This window comes from Burkholderia sp. 572, assembly GCF_040545135.1.
GTDB classification, from domain to species: domain Bacteria; phylum Pseudomonadota; class Gammaproteobacteria; order Burkholderiales; family Burkholderiaceae; genus Burkholderia; species Burkholderia cepacia.
Window position 1 is genome coordinate 18055 of sequence record NZ_JBEPLH010000037.1, and the last position, 18653, is coordinate 36707.

Annotated in this window: 16 protein-coding genes and 2 pseudogenes; 9 read left to right on the forward strand and 9 right to left on the reverse strand. The window is 61.1% G+C overall.

Going from position 1 to position 18653, the window contains the following annotated elements; all coding sequences use genetic code 11:
- From ABIC51_RS38290 to ABIC51_RS38315, 7 genes and pseudogenes are all read left to right on the forward strand, one after another.
- A complete protein-coding gene (locus tag ABIC51_RS38290; RefSeq protein ID WP_208451795.1) occupies positions 1–1581 on the forward strand; it encodes a sigma-54 interaction domain-containing protein in 1581 nt (526 codons plus the stop codon).
- Positions 1578–2306, forward strand: coding sequence for a type VI secretion system-associated protein VasI (gene vasI / locus ABIC51_RS38295; protein WP_208451794.1), 729 nt, complete (start codon positions 1578–1580; stop codon positions 2304–2306). Before ABIC51_RS38290 ends, vasI begins: the two co-directional genes overlap by 4 nt.
- A complete protein-coding gene (tssA, locus tag ABIC51_RS38300; RefSeq protein WP_208451793.1) occupies positions 2303–3766 on the forward strand; it encodes a type VI secretion system protein TssA in 1464 nt (487 codons plus the stop codon). Before vasI ends, tssA begins: the two co-directional genes overlap by 4 nt.
- On the forward strand, positions 3763–7383 hold the full coding sequence (tssM, locus tag ABIC51_RS38305) for a type VI secretion system membrane subunit TssM (RefSeq protein WP_354007017.1): 3621 nt from the start codon (positions 3763–3765) through the stop codon (positions 7381–7383). Before tssA ends, tssM begins: the two co-directional genes overlap by 4 nt.
- 291 nt (positions 7384–7674) lie before the next feature.
- Positions 7675–8193: an Hcp family type VI secretion system effector gene (locus ABIC51_RS38310; protein WP_060175116.1), complete on the forward strand. Its 519-nt coding sequence runs from the start codon at positions 7675–7677 to the stop codon at positions 8191–8193.
- Positions 8194–8287: 94 nt separating this feature from the next.
- Positions 8288–8383: pseudogene (locus tag ABIC51_RS40960) on the forward strand (GFA family protein); the annotation flags it as partial.
- A 52-nt stretch (positions 8384–8435) separates the two neighbouring features.
- Positions 8436–8699, forward strand: coding sequence for a hypothetical protein (locus ABIC51_RS38315; protein ID WP_226129056.1), 264 nt, complete (start codon positions 8436–8438; stop codon positions 8697–8699).
- A gap of 469 nt (positions 8700–9168) precedes the next feature.
- On the opposite strand, the gene ABIC51_RS38320 is transcribed toward ABIC51_RS38315, so the two are convergent.
- From ABIC51_RS38320 to ABIC51_RS38340, 5 genes are all read right to left on the reverse strand, one after another.
- On the reverse strand, positions 9169–9678 hold the full coding sequence (locus ABIC51_RS38320; RefSeq protein ID WP_175900504.1) for a hypothetical protein: 510 nt from the start codon (positions 9676–9678) through the stop codon (positions 9169–9171).
- Between the two features lie 95 nt (positions 9679–9773).
- The gene (locus ABIC51_RS38325) at positions 9774–10124 is read right to left on the reverse strand and encodes an H-NS histone family protein (protein ID WP_049097964.1); all 351 of its coding nucleotides are present in this window, start codon (positions 10122–10124) and stop codon (positions 9774–9776) included.
- A 369-nt stretch (positions 10125–10493) separates the two neighbouring features.
- Positions 10494–11525, reverse strand: coding sequence for an extracellular solute-binding protein (locus ABIC51_RS38330; protein WP_059695812.1), 1032 nt, complete (start codon positions 11523–11525; stop codon positions 10494–10496).
- Positions 11522–12373, reverse strand: coding sequence for an ABC transporter permease (locus tag ABIC51_RS38335; protein WP_027792462.1), 852 nt, complete (start codon positions 12371–12373; stop codon positions 11522–11524). Before ABIC51_RS38335 ends, ABIC51_RS38330 begins: the two co-directional genes overlap by 4 nt.
- Positions 12360–13229, reverse strand: a complete 870-nt coding sequence (locus tag ABIC51_RS38340; protein ID WP_049097966.1) for an ABC transporter permease — start codon at positions 13227–13229, stop codon at positions 12360–12362. The genes ABIC51_RS38335 and ABIC51_RS38340 overlap by 14 nt, the downstream gene beginning before the upstream one ends.
- A gap of 638 nt (positions 13230–13867) precedes the next feature.
- On the opposite strand from ABIC51_RS38340, the gene ABIC51_RS38345 reads away from it, so the two are divergent.
- Complete coding sequence (locus ABIC51_RS38345) at positions 13868–14320, forward strand: GNAT family N-acetyltransferase (protein ID WP_174392205.1); 453 nt, start codon at positions 13868–13870, stop codon at positions 14318–14320.
- Positions 14321–14335: 15 nt separating this feature from the next.
- Complete coding sequence (locus tag ABIC51_RS38350) at positions 14336–15355, forward strand: AraC family transcriptional regulator (protein ID WP_175900499.1); 1020 nt, start codon at positions 14336–14338, stop codon at positions 15353–15355.
- Between the two features lie 308 nt (positions 15356–15663).
- On the opposite strand, the gene ABIC51_RS38355 is transcribed toward ABIC51_RS38350, so the two are convergent.
- From ABIC51_RS38355 to ABIC51_RS38370, 4 genes and pseudogenes are all read right to left on the reverse strand, one after another.
- The gene (locus ABIC51_RS38355; RefSeq protein ID WP_226129078.1) at positions 15664–16053 is read right to left on the reverse strand and encodes a helix-turn-helix domain-containing protein; all 390 of its coding nucleotides are present in this window, start codon (positions 16051–16053) and stop codon (positions 15664–15666) included.
- A 42-nt stretch (positions 16054–16095) separates the two neighbouring features.
- Positions 16096–16758 (reverse strand): annotated as a pseudogene (locus ABIC51_RS38360) (AraC family transcriptional regulator ligand-binding domain-containing protein); the annotation flags it as partial.
- Between the two features lies 1 nt (position 16759).
- Positions 16760–17590 carry an oxidoreductase gene (locus ABIC51_RS38365; RefSeq protein ID WP_027792457.1) on the reverse strand — a complete coding sequence of 277 codons (831 nt, stop codon included), beginning with the start codon at positions 17588–17590 and terminating at the stop codon, positions 16760–16762.
- 473 nt (positions 17591–18063) lie between these two features.
- Positions 18064–18465 carry a hypothetical protein gene (locus ABIC51_RS38370; RefSeq protein ID WP_021157904.1) on the reverse strand — a complete coding sequence of 134 codons (402 nt, stop codon included), beginning with the start codon at positions 18463–18465 and terminating at the stop codon, positions 18064–18066.
- Positions 18466–18653 lie beyond the last annotated feature (188 nt).

The following is an 18653-nucleotide window of genomic DNA, read 5'->3' on the forward strand; positions in this document are numbered from 1 at the left end:
ATGCCGCGGCAACTGGATCCGATCGAGGTCGCGCGCATTGCGCGCGACATGACCTGGGCGACTCATCCCGACGGGCTGGCGACGGTGCTCCTGCAAGCAGCTGTGAATAGCGGCTCGTTGCGCCTGGGGATGTGCTATCGCCTGGATCAGACGAGTGACTGCCTGCGGCCGCTGTCCTGCGTGCCGGAAAAAGCGTCTGCTCTGCCGGAGCTGGATATGGGCGAGTTGGACAATCCGCTGGTCTACGGCCTGGTCAGCGGTCATCCCTGCAAGGTCGAGCACATCGCCGGCGTGGTCGGCGTGGGCAGCTCTTTCGAGCGGCTGCGCGAGCGTTTCATGCCCGGGGACGGCGCCTGGATCCTGCCGCTGCGCGATGCCAATCAGCATGCCTTCGCGGTCCTGGCGCTGCTGGGCAATCCCTCGGCACTGCACGCATTGCGCGAGTCCGCGCTGTGGCAGGCGCTGCTGCAAATCCATGAGCGCCTGTTCTCCGGACTTCAGCAGAACCTGGGCGACGCGGCGCGGGCCCGTTCCGCCGACGCCATGCGCGCGCAGGTGCATACCCGCACACGGGAGCGAGCAGCCAGGCTATTGGCGGCGGAGTTCGTCGGCGTGAGCCCGGCGGTCCGTGAACTGCGCAGCGACATGCTGAGCATGACGGACTCGAACCTGGCCATTCTGATCACCGGAGAAACAGGCGCGGGCAAGGATCACGCGGCCTGGCTCATTCACCAGACGGGAAGCCGCCAAGGCAAGTTCGTGCCGGTGAACTGCGCGGCCATCCCCAAGGAGCTGATCGAGGCGGAGCTGTTCGGCAACGAGCGAGGTGCCTTCACCGGCGCCAGCCAGGCACGCGCGGGGCTCGTGGCGGAGGCCGACGGCGGCACGCTGTTCCTCGATGAGATCGGCGACATGCCGCTGGAATTGCAGGGACGGCTGCTGCGCGTGCTGAACGAGAAAAAGTACCGTCCGGTGGGCGCGACGCAGGAGCGTCATTCCGATTTCCGCCTGATATGCGCCACCCACCAGCCGTTGCTTCAACGCATCGCGGAAGGGAGCTTTCGGGAGGATCTGTACTTTCGCATCCGCCAGCAATGCCTGCACGTGCCTGCGTTGCGCGAGCGTCCGGAGGATATTCCCGTTCTGGCCGAGCACGTGCTGCTGCAATACAACCGCGAGCGACAGACTCACATCCCGGGCATCAGCGCCGAGGCGTTGCGCATGCTGCAGATGCACCCGCTACCCGGCAATGTCCGGGAACTGCGCAACCTTGTACTGGTGGCAGCCGAGCGCACCGAGCGCGGCCAGGACATCGCGCCACAGGCATTGCGCGAGCTGCGCTCCCCTGCTCCACGCACTCCCCCCCTCCCCACCCCGTCGACGATGCCGCTGCACGATCTCTGGGAGACCAACGACCTGCCCGGTGCGCTGGCGGCTTTCGAATGCCACCTGATAAGCGAACGCCTGCGTCAGGCAAACGGTTCGCGCGCGCGCGCCGCGCAAAGCCTGGGCATCCCCAAACGCACGCTGGCACGAAGATGCCAGCGCTGGAACATTTTTCAGGAGGACTCAGCACAATGAGATCACTGAGCATCGCCATGGTTTGCGCAGCGCTCGTGGCCGGATGTGACGCCGGCAAACCGGGGGCCGCCACCGGTCCGTCCACAGCGGCCCCGGCAGCCATGAAAACCTGTACCGCCATTGTGTCTGCGGTTGAACGGCTGGCCTGCTTCGATGCCCTTGCGGGAACGCCACCAGCACCGGTTGCGGCGACTCCTGCCACGCAACACAACGAGGCACCGACAAGAGCCGACAGCCAGAAGCCGGCGACAACGCCAGCGATCGTCGAGCTGGTCCGCCTCAACGAGGCGAAACGCGCCGCGGGCGAGACGGGATTCCGGCTGTCGCGCACTGAGGAGGCTGTACCGGGGCGGTGGAGCGTGGTGATGTCCGCTCCGGCGTTGGGCGGCGCTACCGCGCCGCCGATCCTGGCGATCAGTTGCCTGTCGAACATCTCGCGTCTGCAGTTGCTGGAAAACCAGCCGATCACGCCCAACCGGATGAACATCCGGTTACTGCTGGACGGGCATCCCATCTCGGCCTCGGTGCCGTGGCAGGTACTGGAGGACGGCACGGTCGTGGACGCGGGGCGGGGCCTGATCGCCATCGAACAACTGCGCTACCTGGTCAAGGCTGGCGGCCGCCTGCAGGTCGAGAGCGACTATGCGCCGTTCTCCGGGCTGCTGTTCGATGCAACCAACCTGCATAACCTGATGAAACAACAGCGTGAGGCCTGTCACTGGTGATCAACCTGCCTCCCCTGGATCTGGACGCATTGCTCGGCCCGCTTGACGCCAAACAGCCGGCCGGCGTATTCGATGAGGAAGACGAAACGTATCAGGGTATCGAGCATGAAATGGTCAAGCTCGGCAGCCTGCAGGAAGGCAGTATCGACTGGTCTTATGTCGATGAGGCCTCGCGTCAGTACCTGAGCAGCCAGTGCAAGCACTTCCGCGTGGCCGGGCATCTGGTCACGGCCCGCCTTCGCCCCCGCACCTGGCCCCACTGGACCGAGGCGACGCTGGTGCTGGCCGGCATGGTCGAGCGCTACTGGGAAAACGGCCAGCCCAAACCCGGGCCGCGTGGCCTGCTGGCCAAACGCAAGCTGGTCGCCTTGCTGGTGGAGCGACTGAGCCAGACATTGGAGACGCTGGATCAGAAGACCTACAACCCCGGGCTGCACGATCGGGCGCAACAGGCCTTCGACCGATTGCAGGCAGAAGCAATCGCGGCGCAGTTGGATGTATCGATGCTGTCCCGGCTGGAAGCGCAGATGCACCGGCATGTCGAAAGCACCCTGTTCCCGGAGCCGGTGGTTCTCAAGCCGAGTGACGGTCAGCAAGGTGGGCGCGCGCTGAGCGACGCATTCTTCCAGCCGAGCGAGATACCGAGGTCCGGCGATGAACGCGAGGGGCGCCGGACGCTGTTGGCGATGGCGGAGTTCATCAACGAGCAGGACATCTACGATCCCACCGGCTACCAGTTGCGGCGCTTCGCGCTATGGGCACACCTGCGGGCCGCACCGCCCGCGAAGCGCGACCAGTTCACGGAACTGATGTGCGTGCCGGTCGATACCGAAGAGGCCTATCTCGAGGCGATCTCGACCAATTCGGTCAGCCCGGTGGTGTTGCGGCGCGTGGAAAAGAGCGTGACCAGTTCTCCCTACTGGTTGCGCGGCAGCTTCTTCGCGGCGGCCATGGCGACCCGTCTGGAAATGCCGGCTGTGGCTGAAGCCATCCGTCACGCAGCCGAACGCTTCCTGTTGCGCATTCCCGGCTTGAGCGACCTTCGCTTTGCCGACGGCCGGCCCTTCGTCGACAGCGACACCTTGGGTTGGATCGGCAGCGCCGAAGCGCGGCCTGCCGATGCCGGCGCACCGCAAGAGTTCGTGGATTTACGCGAGGAACTGGCCAGCCGGTTGGACACCGAAGGTGTTGAACCCGTGCTGCGCCGACTGCAGGCGCACCAGGCTTCGTCTGGTGGCCCACGTCATCGTTGCCACGCAACCGTGATCGCGGCGGACCTGCTGAAGTCACGGGGTTTGGATTGGCTGGCCGAAGAACTCTATGCCAATGCCAGCCGGTTGATGAAGGGCGTCACGGTGGATCAATGGGAACCTGAACTGTTCCAACACCTCGCCAAACATGTCCCGGCGCCTCAGGAAAACGAACATGGACGAAGCCAGTCGCAAGGAGAGAGAAAATGAAATACTGGTCGTTGCTCAAACGATATGCCGCCCCCCTGCTGCGTTGGGTCAAGGGCGGCATGCCACTGCTGCTGGTACTGGGGCTGCTATTCCTGTTGTTAGCCATCTGGTGGCTAGGGCCGCAGTGGGCCTGGCGTGATCGGCATCCTCTGGCGAGCCTGGGCGCCCGGGTCGGGCTGACCTTTGCCCTGCTGATGATTCCCTTGGTGGCCTGGGCCCTGGTCCTGCGGGCCAGGAACCGCCGGCTGGAAGCCGAGCGTCAACAAGCCAGTGCCGTCAAGGAAGACCCCGTGCTTGTCCATATCCGCGCCCAGGAGAAGTCCCTGGACGCCAACCTGACGGTGTTGCGCTCCCACCTGCGAGGCCGTCAGGGCCTGTACCAGTTGCCGTGGTATCTCGTGCTCGGGCAAGAGGACGCCGGCAAGACCAGCTTCATCAACCGCAGCGGCCAGAACTTCTCGCTCACGGGCGAGATCAAGGCTGGCGGTCATGGCACGTTCATCGACCCCGACCTGATCTACCGGACCGATTGGTGGATGGGCGACCAGGCTGTGCTGATCGACCCGCCCGGAGAGTTGATCAGCCAGTTTCCCGCAGAGGAACATGCCCCCACGGGGGCATCGACGACCGACACTGAAGAAGCGCCGGCGCCCGAGCAGCTTGGAGAGCCGCCCGAGACTCGGGCCCGCCTCTGGCAGCATCTGATCGACTGGCTGGGCAAGAACCGCTCGCGACGGCCGCTCAACGGCGTGGTGCTGATCGTCGATCTGCCCTCGCTGCTGGGCCAGAACGCCAGTGAGCGCAAGGCACTGGCCGTCCTCTTGCGCACGCGCCTGGCGGAACTGAGCCGGCATCTCGGAACGCGTCCGCCGCTGTATGTCGTCCTCAGCAAGTTCGACCTGCTGGAGGGTTTCGAGCAGTTCTTCGCCAGGCTGCCGAAGGCGGAACGGGAGGACATTTTCGGGTTCACCTTCACGCTGGATTCAGCGCGACAGTATGACGCCTGGCAGACAGAGCTCAGCCAGCGCTACACCGACTTCATCGATGGCCTGAACAATCAGGTCTTCGATGTGTTGAACGATGCGAAGTCGCTGCCGATACGCGAAGCGCTGTTCTCCTTTGTCGGGCAAATAGCCGGCATGCGCACCGTGCTGTTCAATTTCCTCGACGACGTGCTGGGCAGCGATCGCTACGGCACCCCCGCCTTGCCGCGAGGCGTGTATTTCTCTTCGGTTCATCAGCAGGGGTTACTGCACAACGCTTTCGTCGACAATGCCTCGCAGACTTACGGTGTGCGAACGCTGGTACCCATGGCACAGCCGGCGGGACGCTCCATGGTGTACTTTGCCCAACAGGTATTCCAGCGGGTCATTTATCCGGAAGCCGGCCTGGCCGGTGACAACCTGAAGGTGCTGGCCGACAAGAAACGGAATCTGGCCGTGGGCTTCGGCGTCGCGGCGCTAGGCAGCGCGGTCGTGATCGGCGGCTGGTATCACTACTACACCGTGAACCGCGCACTGGTGGCGAGCGTGCTGGAGAAAAGCCGAACGTTCGCCAGCAATGCGATCGACGGCGGTCAGGACCCGACCGGACGCAATCTGCTGCTGCCGCTGGACCAGCTTCGCGATGCGGTGGCCGTCTACGGCGACTACCGGGATGCATGGCCGCTGGTATCCGGCATGGGTTTGTACCAGGGGCGCAAAATCGGCCCGAAGGTGGACGAAGCCTATCTGCGCTTGCTTTCGACACGCTTCCTGCCGCAATTGGCCGGCGGAGTCATGACGCAACTGAACGCCGCAGCGGATGGTTCGGATGCGCAGCTCAGCGCCCTTCGGGTGTATCGCATGATCGAGGACCGGGCCAACCGCCGCGCTCCCTTCGTGGAAGACTGGATGAGAAAGGAGTGGCAGGCGGCATTTCCTGGCGAGGCGCCGGTGCAACGCGCCTTGTCGAGCCATCTCGATTACGCGCTGAAGTATGCCGATGTGTCGCTCCCGCAGTATGCCGCCCGGGTATCCGATGTGCAGCGGCAATTGCGGCAGATTCCCTCGCCGCAGCGCATTTACATGGCGATGCGCAGCCAAGCAGGCGACGTCCTGCGGACACCACTGGATCTGCGTAATGAGATCGGTCCGGCCTATGACATCGTCTACCAATCCACAACCGCTGCAGCCGAGGGTGGCGAACACCACGGTACGCGCATCGACGCGCTGCTGACCGCCAAGGGCTATCGCAACTACTTCGAGCCGCGCAATCAGGATGTCGCCGCGCTGGCCGTCATTGACCAATGGGTGCTGGGCGAACGGCGGAACGTCGACTATTCGGAAGCAGACAAGCAAGCCCTCGTCGCGCGTGTCCGCGCGCTGTACAGCCGTGACTACATCGAGAATTGGCGCCGCGGGTTAAACCAGCTCGAGGTCGCCAATTTCGACGATATCGGCACCGCAGCCAACGTGCTCGGCGCCGTGAACAGCCCGGCGGCGCCCCTGCGCAGGCTTCTGGAAACCGTGCGCGACAACACCGATCTGACGTCCAAGGCGGCGTCGGACGCGGCGCGGACCGAAGGCACTGCCACCGCGGCAAAGAGCGGCCCCGACGGCGAAGCCCAGGAGATCGCCAAGATCGCTCAGGCGTTCACCCCGCTGACGGCATTGCTTGAAGCCAAGGGCGAGAAGCCTTCCTATCTGGACGAGACGATGCAGGCCATCGGCAGCGTCCAGGATATGTTGGTGAAGGTACAGGACAGCCCGGACCGGGGGAAAGCGGCGCTGGCGGTGATGCTGGATCGCTTTGCGCTGCGCGGCACCGATCCGCTGGGCAATCTGCATCGGGTGGCTACCGGCCTGCCGGAGCCCCTCAATCGCCAGGTAAAGAAACTGGCTGACGAATCCTCCGACGTGCTGCTGATCGAGGCGCTGCGCGAGCTCGAAAAGCGCTGGAATGCCGAGGTCTTCAGCTTCTATAGCCAGCGCCTGGCCAACTTCTATCCGTTCAATCCGAACAGTCGCACCGATGCCTCCGTCGAGGACTTCACCGCCTTCTTCGGCCCACAAGGCAAGTTGCAGGACTTCAAGGACAAGTACCTGAAGCTGTTCCTGGACGACAACCTGGAAGCACTCTATTCAGAGCGTCGAGGGGGCTACCTGATGCGCACCGATGTGCCAAAGCAGCTGGAAGCAGCCGATCGGATCCGCGATGCCTTCTTCAACAGCCGCGGTGCGATGGCCGTGCATTTCACCCTCGAGCCGCTTGGCCTGGCACCCACTCGACGGAGCAGCGTGCTGAATATCCAAGGACAACTTATCACCTATAACCACGGGCCCAGCGAGACTGTCGGCGTCATCTGGCCCAACACGCTTGGCGGTAGCCCGGAAAGCCGCATGACGCTCGTCAACGGCGATGGCAACAGCAGCAGCCTGGTCTACAAAGGCTCATGGTCGCTGTTCCGCCTGCTGAGTCAGGCACGACTCAATGGCGCAACGGCTACCACCGTCGACCTCAGCTTTACGGCCAGCGATGGCAGCATGCGTTACCGAATCACCGCGGACAAGAGCAATAACCCGTTCACCCAGCGCTTGTTCCACGGTTTCGCGCTGCCAGGCACGTTGCTGCAATGACAGCCGGGTCATTCCTGACCCGGCCAAGTCAAGAATGACCCAGATTTTTCCTCTTTGATTTCAATAGCTTGCCAGCTGACGAGTCAATCTTGACCTATCTGAAAGGAGTCGCTGGCTTGCTTAGCCGACTCGAAGCGCGCCGGCACAAGCCAAATCGAAACATAAACCATTGATTTACATATTTATTTTATGAAACACGGCAGCATGGCACAGCGATTGCGATGTAGGTGTTGCTATCACTGATGGCGCATCGGGCCATGGGGGCCCGCCATAACAAAACGGAGTAAAGCAATGCCTACACCCGCCTATATCAGCATCCAGGGCAAGACCCAAGGCAACATCACCAAAGGCGCCTTCACCGCCGATTCCGTCGGCAACGTCTACCAGGAAGGCCACGAAGACCAGATCCTGGTTCAGGAAATCGAGCACCTGATCGCTACCCCGACCGACCCGCAGAGCGGCCAGCCCTCGGGCCAGCGGGTGCACAAGCCGTTCATCTTCACCTCGCCGCTGAACAAGGCCACGCCGCTGCTGTACCAGGCTCTGGCCTCCGGTGAAATGCTCCCCGAAGTGGAAGTGAAGTGGTACCGCACCTCGACCGAAGGCAAGCAGGAGCACTTCTTCACCACCAAGCTCGAAGACGCCACCATCGTCAACATCAACACGGTGCTGCCGCATGCGCAGGATCCGGACAAGGCTGCGTACACGCAACTGGTCAAGGTGGCCATGGCTTACCGCAAGATCACCTGGACTCACCCCATCGCCGGCACCGAGGCATCGGACGACTGGCGCAAACCGCAGGAAGGCTAAATCTGGCTAAAGGCAAGGCTGGCGCACACCAGCCTTGCTTGACGTACGGGCGGGCTACCCATCCGATGCCGCGACTAACTTGTAGGGAGTGGGTATGAAAGGCACTCGCCTGTGCGGCGCGATCGAAGTGACGCCCCAGAACCACCACGAAGTTGGTTTGTGTCACTGCTCCACGTGCCGACGTTGGGCTGGCGGGCCCATGTTCTCGGTTCTCTGCGGCTCGAACGAGCAGTTCACGGTCGATGTTCAACCTGACGCGCCATTCGCATCATCATGCTCAGGGCGAAGTGCCCTATCAGGATCTCAAGCCGTTTGCCGATGCGCCGATGATAATCGGCGGCTACCTGACGACGATCGTCGTCGCGATGATTCCGCCGCTTTGGCACCGGCTGATGCCCCCCAAGGTACTTGCATGGGATCGCATCCATGCGACGGAACCGGAACGACGCCTCGCGGCCGACGCCAATGCGCGCAGCGGTATGACGGGGTTCGTGGCCGCGACGTGAAACAAGCCTCGCGCGGGCACGACGCGTAACGCGTCGCTGCGTTTCGCGCGGGTGACGCGACACGTTGAAATTCTCATCGAATCGCGATACGACTCCGTTGCGATGCCGACCGCGGCCCGCGGCAGCGTTTCGGCCGGTACGCTGAATGTGCCGGCGTCGAAATCGATGCCGGCACATTCTGTCGTTCAATGTTTGCGGGAAGCGAAGCGTGTTGTACGCGGGAACGTGCGGTCGTCCATCATTCCGGCAATCACGCCTTGCCCATACCGCCCGGCAACGCGGCGCGCATCAATGCAGCCACTTCATCACGATCGTCGCGAACACGACCATCGCGGCGCAGCGGATATTGCCAGCACCGTTGTCGGTCCCGGCCAAGCTCACAGGCATTCCTTCGCGGGGTCGCTTCATGTAACGGAAAAGAACACGCTTACGCCCTTGACTCCGAGAGGCCGGACTTTGAAACGTGTCTTCATCGGCATCGCAGGGAACGAGATTTTTCCCTGCGCTCTAAGGTAAGCGAAATTTCCAGGAGATCACTTGCGAGTACTTGCGCCTGTTTCGCTTGCTCCGCGTGGCGCTTGAGGTCTTCCAACGGCGAACCCAAGTGATCCTCCGTTCCGCCCATGAAAATCAAAACCGCAGCGTTGGCGTGGGCGCGGGCGCGCGCGGCGTGGAACTGAGCTTTCCGGACACGTGAGCCGATCAGGTCTACGTGAGCGCGAGTGCTCGGAAAATGCGCGGTCGGCAGCCTCGCGTGCCGAACTTCGAGACTTTCGAGTTCGGAGACACTCGCTTCCGCTCTGACGGCAGAAATGGTAGCGGCGAGGACCACATCGGCCCCGCTCGGATCCTCGACAAGATCGCTCGACGATTGAAAGCCGATTGGCTTGCGATTCGCCGCAGGAATGCAACTCGAAACCCGAGCACGAATGCGTCCCAACGCAACGCGAATTCGGTCGAGCGACATGGATATGGACATGGCAGGGCATAAGCCTATGCATGAACCGGACCGGCACTCAGTGGCCAACGACCGTATTCGGGATGATGCGTGACGACGGACGATGGCATGGCAAGTCAACTCAGTGCATCGGTTGCCGATGATGCCGCCGGCTCCGCGATCCAATTCGACCGGTGGATCAGGAACTGTTCCCTTGCCCGGCCAGCGATCCACCGAGGCTCTCGTCCCCGCCCACTCCATAAGGCGCCAGACTCCGGATCACGATACTTTACAGTGGCCGGGCCGCGACGCTTGCCGCGACGCAGCTTGAGCTTGCGTTCAGAGAACAGGTCCTCGGGCATCAGGTCGAATTCCTCGATCAATTTTTGTATTTCCTTAACCGCACTCGCCAATTCCTGTGTGCGAGCAAGCTCAGCCTGCTTTTGAAGTTCCTGAATCTGCTCTTTCAAATCACGGTAGCTTTGCATATCGTATTCTCGAAGAGAAGAGCGCCAAGCACTCACCTTGGTTCTCGGATGTTGCGATCGTTAAATATAGGGATGCGAATTATATGAATCAGACGCACCACACCCGTATGAAATCAAAAGCGCGATCGAGAGGGGGATCGCGAACCGCCTGCGCTGAGATCTCGCGAGTCGCCGAACACAGGCAGGGTCGGCGACAGATTACCGGCTTCGTGCCCTGGTGTTCGATCCCCGTTGGGGACGACGACCGCATTGGGTGATTCGGGCAGAGGCAGTGGCTGGCGCGCTTGCGCGGCGCGCCTCGTTCACGATCGACTCCACTTCTGCCAGAGCGGATCGGTCATCCGGGACGCCATCGACGTTCAGCGCGCTTCATTGATTTCCCTTCAGCTTCAGCCAGACCTTGTTACGCAGTTGAATCGCTGCAGGTGAACACATCTTGTAAGGCTTGAGTCGATCCTTATACTGCTCCGGCGTCTTGATTGCAGGATTGTCATGCAGCGCAGGATCAATGTAGCGCTCCGATCCGATAATCTCGTTGCTGTACCGTAGCGCGTTCGTCACCAGCGCGATGTTCTCGGGTCGCATCATCCAGTCGATGAACTTGTAAGCCGAGTCGACATTTCGCGCTTTTGCCGGAACAAGCAGGCTGTCCATGAACAGTCGGACGCCCTCTTTCGGATACACGAATCGGATAGTCGGCAAGCGATCCTGTGCTCGCGCAGCCGCACCGTTCCAGACGTGCTGCACGATGATTTGCCTGGACGCGAGACGATCGACCGTTCCGTCGTTGCTATAGGTCTTCACGAATGGTTTCTGCTTCTGCAGTACGTCGAGGACGCGTTTCGCATCATCGGGGCGCTCGGTGCATTCATCCTGTCCCAGATACCAGCTCGCTGCCATGTACAGTTCCTCCTCGACGTCCAGATCGCCGACCTCGCCGCGAAGTGCGACGGGGGGCTCGAAGAACGACTTCCAGCTATCGTCGAGGCGTCCGCCCGGCACACGCGCGCTGTCGTAAGCAAACCCGGTCAGGACGACCGTGAAGGGCATCGCGTAGTCCCGCTGGGGATCGAACGACGGATGACGGTACTCAGGCTTGATGTTTGCGACATTCGGCAACTTGCGCTTGTCGAGCTTGAGCAGAAGGCCGGACTTCACGAGCACCGGAACGTAGTAGTCTCCGGCGACCACAACGTCGTACCCCCCTCCTCCTGCCTGCAGTTTCTGGGTCAGCGCTGCATCGCTCGCATAGGTGTCGAGTGTCGTCTCGATGCCGGTATCAGCCTGGAACTTCTTGAGCAAATTGACAGGCAGGATGTTCGGCCAGCTTCCGATATGTAGCTCGGCGGCCTGGGTCGTGACAGCGGCAAGAAGCAACATCGCTCCGATTGTTTTTTTCATGCTGTTCCTATTGCGTGGAGATTGGCGTGGTGTATCTCGGACTGCTCGGCCCTGGATCTTCTTTTACCTCGCGCACCGATGATCCAGACTACCGTCAGTTGTATTGTCGACAGGCCGATGACGACGGTTGACACGGCGCTGACCTTGGGTGTGATTCCGATCTTCAATGCACCGAAGATGTACATCGGCAATGTGGTCATGCCGGCGCCGGCGAGAAAGTAGCTGGTGACGTAATCATTCATCGACGCGACGAATGACAGCAAAGCCCCTGCGACGATGCCGGGCAGAGCCAAAGGCGCAGTAATTTGCCGAAATGCAGCCCATGGCGTGGCCGACAGGTCCGCGGCCGCCTCGAGCAGCGTGCGATCGATCGTCTTGAGTCTGGCTTTGATCGGCAGATAGGCCAGCGGCACACTGAACACCACATGAGCAAACAGAACAGCGCCGAATCCAAGCTCTGACTCGAACATCGAGAACAGCATCATGGTCGCGATCGCCAGCACGATTTCAGGTATCGCGAGCGGAAGCGCAATGACGAGTCCGACCGAATCGAAACCACGCCGGTCACTTCTCGACCACCAGGCGACCGCCGCGCTCGTCGCGAGCGTGGTGGAGAGCACCGTCGACGCCAGCGCCAGCAACAGTGAATTCTTCGCGGCGCGGACCAGTGTCGGATCGGACCAGGCCTCGACGTAACCTCGAATGCCAAACCCGTCCCATATGAGGGCCGACGGGCCGACGTTGAAGCTCATCGCCATCACGGTCAGCATTGGCAGATAGAGGAACACCAGCACCGCGCACGCGATCGTTGCGGTCAGCGGAAACCGGCGCAGTTCAGGCGAAATCATGAACGCGCTCCTGCCGTTGGAAGAGCGAACCTAGTCGAGACGCGAGCATCGCCAGAAGCACAGCGGCGAGCAACGCGAACGACATCGCGGCGCCCAAAGGCCAATCCCGTCCGCCGGCAAACTGGAAGTCGATCAGATTGCCGATCATGAAAGCGTGGTTACCGCCGAGCAGCCCTGGGATCGTATAGGAACCCAGCGCCGGAACAAAGACGAGCCCGATTCCTGCCATGATGCCCGGACGGCAACACGGTACGACGACATGGACCAGTACCGCCGGCTTGTGTGCCCCCAGATCGTAGGCCGCTTCGGCCAACCGCCAGTCGAAGTCATCAAGCGCAGCGAAGATCGGCAGGACCATGAACGGGGTGAATGCATAAACGAGACCGATCAGCGTCGCAAGATCGGTGTAGAGCAATCCGAGCGGGCCATGCATGAGGCCGGCTCGGGACAACATCTGATTCAAGAGGCCGTCGTCCGCAATGACGATGATCAATCCGTACATCTGGACGACGACGCAGGTCCAAAACGGGATCGTGACCAGGATCAGCAACGTGGCCTTCCACTTCAGGGAGCGCGTCGCCATGAACAGCGCCGTCGGGAACGCGATCAGCAGACATCCCGCGGTGGTCAGTACGGCCATGGTCATCGACCTGATGAAAATGGCGAGATAACCCTGCTGAAGGACGCGTCCCCCATCCCAGTCCCGATCGAAGAGAATCCGCTCGTATGCCCCGGCAGTGAAGTCGCCCCACGAGACGCCGCCGAAGTCGCGCGGTGCACTGAGCGAGACCACTGCCAGAACGATCATCGGAAGGACAACGCCCGCGATCATGACGAGCGCCGTCGGGCTGGTCATTGGCCGCCATGATTTCAGCAGATTGAGTATTGGGACTCGGCGCACCGCCAACTACCTCAAATCATTCAGTTCGATTGGCAAGAAGCGTACCAAATCGATGGCGTCATTTATAGTCGGCATGTGTGCCGATCACGCCAATGTGTTATCCCTGTGTGCCATTTCCATTATAAATTTGAGGAAATGTATTTTATTGCGGATTATTGCATATATAGAAATTTCCGCGCTCGAGTCTTACTGAGAGCGCCATCCACAATTTTCGGGGCTAACCGAACATTTCGTCTAAATGTTCGGTCACGGTGCACAGCGCCATGCGCCGACGCCAAACCGGTAATTCGCGGGGTGTGCGACGACGTCGTCGGCAGAATCGCTTGACTCCAGCCTCCGGAGCGAACACGTGGATGCCACGGTTGCCATGCAGCGCCAACTGCGCCATCGCGAACAACAAGCGACACACTTCAAACGGATCAATAACACTCACAATAATTCTGTTGACGGATGTTCGTTATGGTGCTCAGTTGACCACCACGGCTATCTGACACCCGCGATCACGTTCGTTGGAGAATTTGCAAAAATCGTGAGATAGTTATCCGAGTTTCGCCACGTAAATTTCACATAACGAGAAGAGAGACGGTAAAAACATGGCCACTGCTGAGCAGCTAGAATACCGACCGATGACTGAGCGCGACGTCGGCGCTTTTTATGATGTGCGATTCTCCGTGAGCGAGAATAGAATCCATCCCCACCAGGTTCATCTTCTGAACCGCAACCTCCTGATCGAGAAAATCAGGCAGGGAGGTGGCTGGATCTGTGAATGTGGCGACGAGGTCGCCGGGGTCTGTCTGCCAGTCATCACCGAGACGCCGTTCATCTCGGCCTTGTTTGTGGCACCTCAGTTCCATGGTGTCGGCATCGGCCGCGAGCTGCTTGCCCGTGCGCTTGCATGGCTGAAAGACAAGGGAGTGAATCATGTCACCCTTGTGACCGATCCAGGCTCGCGGGCCGATGGCTTTTACCAGCGTCTTGGGTGGAAGCGCGGCGAATTGGACGAGTACGGGTGTCAGGTCGTATTTACAAAATTGCTTGTGGACTAGAATCCAAGGAGTCGAATGAAGCCGGTAGCCGACGCGATTCGCCGCACTGCTGCGCAATGTCCAGCGCCACTGCACACCATCTTCATCACGCTCGATTTGATGAAGCGCATGGGTGTTCCGGTCGACGTCTTGCTGAAAGGCACCGGCATTTCTCCTGCAGACATCGAGCGGCCCGGTGCAATGGTGACGCATGCACAGGAAATGGTCCTGTTTGCGAATGCGCTGGAAGCGACCGGCAACAGCGCGATCGGACTGCATATCGGATATGCGATCCCGGTGACGTCGTACGGCCTGCGCGGCCACGCAATGCTGGTGAGCCCAACGTTGGGCGATGCGCTGCGCATGGGATTCGAGCACCCGTTGCTCGGGATCAGTTATTTCAGAATCCGGATAACCACAATAGGCGAGACCGCGAGAATTATAGTTGGCGGTTATACCTATCGTACCGACCTGCTTGTCGTAAATACCGATATGGTATTTACCGCCTTACGTCGACAGATACGCGATTTGATCGGACACAATCCCGATTTTTCCAGAATAGGGTTTGTTTTTCCCGAGCCGCCACACGCGAGTTCTTACGCCGAATATTTTGACTGTCCCATCGAATTCGAGGCCAACGAAAATTACCTCGAATTCAGCTCATCGGTGCTTGATATTGCCCTTCCGCTCGCCCATCCGATCGAATTCGAAGTAGCAAGGAAAGCATGCGCCAAGCGTGAATTTGAACTGGCGCACTGGGTTCCGTCCGACCTCATCGGGCGGCTGCTCGGTCTTATGTATGATGACCCTACGTGCCAGGATATCGCAGAGCAATCCAGAAAGCTTGGAATGTCAATGCGGAGTTTACAGCGGAAGCTTCAGGAAATGGGGACATCGTTTAGCGACCTGTATGATATTGTCCGACAAGATCTGACGTCGCGGTATATTGCGGAAAAGGAATATACAATCAAGGAGATAGCCGCCAGATTGGGGTATAAGAATTCCTCCGCATTCAGTCGGGCAATGAAACGATGGTCAAAATTTTCACCTGAATGATCGCGACATTTCATTACCGCCCCTGCCTCGATTCCACATGCAAGAAGAAGTTTGACAACTTTTTGACTGTATGGAAAAGAACATGGCGGTGTGCACGCCGACACGACGCACAATATGAGTAAATCCTGTCGCTTCCTCGCCAACCCGGCCGATAGTTCCGCCGTTCTGACCTGGTTCGGCACGCTGAGCAATCTTTCGTCCGGGGCACGTCACCGTCATACAAGGTGACGCGCTTTGGGCGCCTGCTTCTGCGTAGCCGTCAACCAGTCGCGGCTACGGAGGGAAGTTCGGGGCAGTATGTCCGCGCGTCAGACCGGTTCGGTCGCAACGCCCGGCGAATTCAGTTCACGCCACCGGTTCGGGGTGATGCCCTCCCAATCGCGGAACGCGCGATAGAACGAGCTCGTGTCCTGGTAACCCAGCAGGCAGGACACCTCATCGATTCCCGCGGACGGGTCCGCAAGCAACCGGCGCCAGAGCTCCTGTCGCGCTTCGGCAAGCAGATCCCGGAACGTCGTGCCTTCGTCCGTGATGCGCCGTTGCAGCGTCCGCTCGCTCATTCCGAGGTCGCGCGCGACGCCCGACAGTTCCGGCCGGCCGCTTGCGAGGCATCGCTTGAGTACGACTTTCACCTGCTCGCGGATCGGGCTGCGCGCGTCGATTTCCCCCAGCGCCGCCGTCAGTGCGGGGGTCAGCATGTCGAGCAGTTCAGGATTGTGACCGGGAAACGGACGGCCCAGATCGGTCGATTTCAGCACGAGCGCATTGCGCGAAGCACCGTAGCGAATCGGACAGCCGAAATACGCGCGGTAGACCTCGTCCCTCGGGCCGGTACGAACGAACTCCACGCGACGCGGCGTCACGTGTTGCCCGGTGCCGCGCCTGCCGAGTTCGAGCAGCATCGCGAACGTGACGTCGGTCGCAACGGCGGGTTCCGGTTCAGTTGCGTACGGCCACGCCGAGGCAAGGATGCATTCGCCTCCCTCTTCGACGATATGCAACTACTCCGGCGTGCAGAGCCGCTTGAAGCGGGCGACCCGCTCGAGGCCGTCGCGATAGTCTCGCGCATGGAACGCAGCCACGATGAAAGGGGGATGCGTTGCGGCTTCGCTCCCGGTCACCAGCGCGATGCCCAGACCGGGCTCGGGCGCCAGCTGCCCGATCGCTTTCCATAGCGCGAAGTACTGGTCGGTGCTCACGAGCGCTTGCGGATTCAGGTGCAGCGTGGCGGGTAGCCGGGCCTGACGCAGTACCGCGGCCGGCGCCAAGCCGGCGTGCGCCATCGAGCGCCAGAACGCCCGCGGTATCTTGCATCTGTCTGCCATGACTGCGCCCATCGTTACCCCTGCGTGGAAACGCCCCTGCCGCTCGTGCGCCCGGCTCGTGGCGGGCGCGCGGATCATCCTAGCGCATCTGGCTCATGATGATGCGGTCGAACACGCGGTCGCCCAACCAGGCGCGGATCAGGATCATCGGTTTCGCGTACTTGCCGGCGACGTATCGCGTGCGCGGTTTCCTCGCGCGCACTGCCTGCGATACGACGTTGGCGATGACATCCGGGTCGGTGCCGCGTCCGTTGCCATAGGCTTGCTGCGTCGCCTTCGCGACAGCCTGGATCAGCTTCGCATAGGCGCCGCTGCCGGAGCGGGTCAGCAGGCTGCGCGAAACCACGTCGCCGAACCCCGTCTCGATCAGGCCGGGCTCCACGATCACGACGCGGATGCCGAACGGCGCGAGTTCGAGCCGCAGGCAATCCGACCAGCCTTCAAGGGCATGCTTCGTCGCGTGATACCACGCACCGAGCAGCGTATAGATCTTGCCGCCCATCGACGTGATGTTGACGATCGTGCCGCTGCCCTTCTCGCGCATGGCGGGCAGGAGCAACTGCGTGAGACGGGCCGTGCCGAACACGTTGACCTCGAACTGGTATCGCGCCTCCTCGATGCCGATGTCCTCCACCGGCCCGTACAGCCCAAACCCGGCGTTGTTGACGAGCACATCCACGCCCCCGGTTTCCTTGAGAATCGTCTCGACGGCCGCCACGATCTCCGCGTCGCGGGAAATGTCCATGCGCAGCAGCCTCGCGCCGAGGCGTTCGAGGTCGATCATCTTGTCCAGGTTCCGTGCAGCCACGTAGACCTGGAAGCCGTCCTGGATCAATTGCCGGGCAATTTCCTTGCCCATGCCCGAGGAGGCCCCCGTCACGAGGGCCGTCTTCTTGCTTCTATCAAACATCGTGGTCTCTCACCGAGTTCTGACTAGCGTGAACGTTACTCGCCGCACGGCGCCGACGCACTAACGAAAGGCGCCACTCTGGTCGCAATTCGCGCCATGGGGAGCGCAGCGGCCGGGAAGCAATCCGCAGCACCGCTCCCGTTCCGCGACGAATGGCACCGTTCGCAACGGGAGCGGCGCCATCCGTCACTGTGCGATCCAGCCTCAGTCCTTACGATCCGGTTGTCTTTCGCAAACGGATCGGCGGCTCTCTCTACGACGGCTCATCCGGACGCACGTCCGCCTGCAAGGCGACCATCAAGGACGGGAAGATGCTTCTACACGGCTACCTCGGCATTTCCGCGCTGGGACAGACCAGGGTGTTTCATCGCGCGAACGGGTGGCGAAATACACATTGAAGGGCACCAAGAACGCCCCGACGCCGTGGGTATTCGTCGGTGGATTTCCTGGAGTGCTCCGATGAAACGGACACGCTATCCGAATACCCGCGCCCATACCGCCCGAAGGCGTCGCGCGCGGTCTTCGAGGAGATAGGAGGCCGCCAGCGTCAGGAGACCTGAAATTGCGCCCGTCACGATGTGCTCGAGATAGGGGATGCGGTAGTGACTCGTGTGCGAGTAGGCGTCGCCCAACGTCGTCAGGCAGCCGACGATCAGCGCATTGCCGTATCGATGCGCATAGAGTTTCGCCACGGGCGTGAACGTCAAAAGGACGGCCAGGAGTCCGGTAAGCAGACCTGTATGAAATGCGATAGTCCAGTGGGCAACGCTCATGATGTTGCCCCAGCTCCCCGGCATGCAGGTCATGCACGCACTGGTCGGCTGCCAGAAACGCTGGATAAACAGTCTGACGCGGTGCTTCCACTCGGTTGACATGATGCATTCCCGTCGATGCCGTTGTCATGGCCAACGCCGCCACACGTATCGTTGAAGCAGTTTCCACGCCCTTCAGCGAGCTTGCTGCCCCCGTCACGGACGGGCTGGCCGTAGGCCAGAGAGGCAGAACAATAACCCGGACATGGGGGAATACTACTCCACGATCGGAGGGCCGCTGCTTCGACCGA

Bases quoted from the DNA above. Each gene is read 5' to 3' on its own strand.
- ABIC51_RS38320 (WP_175900504.1), bottom strand. From the start codon at position 9,678: ATGTCCATATCCATGTCGCTCGACCGAATTCGCGTTGCGTTGGGACGC.
- vasI (WP_208451794.1), top strand. From the start codon at position 1,578: ATGAGATCACTGAGCATCGCCATGGTTTGCGCAGCGCTCGTGGCCGGA.
- ABIC51_RS38370 (WP_021157904.1), bottom strand. From the start codon at position 18,465: ATGTCAACCGAGTGGAAGCACCGCGTCAGACTGTTTATCCAGCGTTTC.
- ABIC51_RS38315 (WP_226129056.1), top strand. From the start codon at position 8,436: ATGTTCAACCTGACGCGCCATTCGCATCATCATGCTCAGGGCGAAGTG.
- ABIC51_RS38310 (WP_060175116.1), top strand. From the start codon at position 7,675: ATGCCTACACCCGCCTATATCAGCATCCAGGGCAAGACCCAAGGCAAC.
- ABIC51_RS38355 (WP_226129078.1), bottom strand. From the start codon at position 16,053: ATGCTGACCCCCGCACTGACGGCGGCGCTGGGGGAAATCGACGCGCGC.
- ABIC51_RS38290 (WP_208451795.1), top strand. From the start codon at position 1: ATGCCGCGGCAACTGGATCCGATCGAGGTCGCGCGCATTGCGCGCGAC.
- ABIC51_RS38325 (WP_049097964.1), bottom strand. From the start codon at position 10,124: ATGCAAAGCTACCGTGATTTGAAAGAGCAGATTCAGGAACTTCAAAAG.
- tssM (WP_354007017.1), top strand. From the start codon at position 3,763: ATGAAATACTGGTCGTTGCTCAAACGATATGCCGCCCCCCTGCTGCGT.
- ABIC51_RS38345 (WP_174392205.1), top strand. From the start codon at position 13,868: ATGGCCACTGCTGAGCAGCTAGAATACCGACCGATGACTGAGCGCGAC.
- ABIC51_RS38365 (WP_027792457.1), bottom strand. From the start codon at position 17,590: ATGTTTGATAGAAGCAAGAAGACGGCCCTCGTGACGGGGGCCTCCTCG.
- ABIC51_RS38350 (WP_175900499.1), top strand. From the start codon at position 14,336: ATGAAGCCGGTAGCCGACGCGATTCGCCGCACTGCTGCGCAATGTCCA.
- ABIC51_RS38330 (WP_059695812.1), bottom strand. From the start codon at position 11,525: ATGAAAAAAACAATCGGAGCGATGTTGCTTCTTGCCGCTGTCACGACC.
- ABIC51_RS38335 (WP_027792462.1), bottom strand. From the start codon at position 12,373: ATGATTTCGCCTGAACTGCGCCGGTTTCCGCTGACCGCAACGATCGCG.
- ABIC51_RS38340 (WP_049097966.1), bottom strand. From the start codon at position 13,229: ATGACCAGCCCGACGGCGCTCGTCATGATCGCGGGCGTTGTCCTTCCG.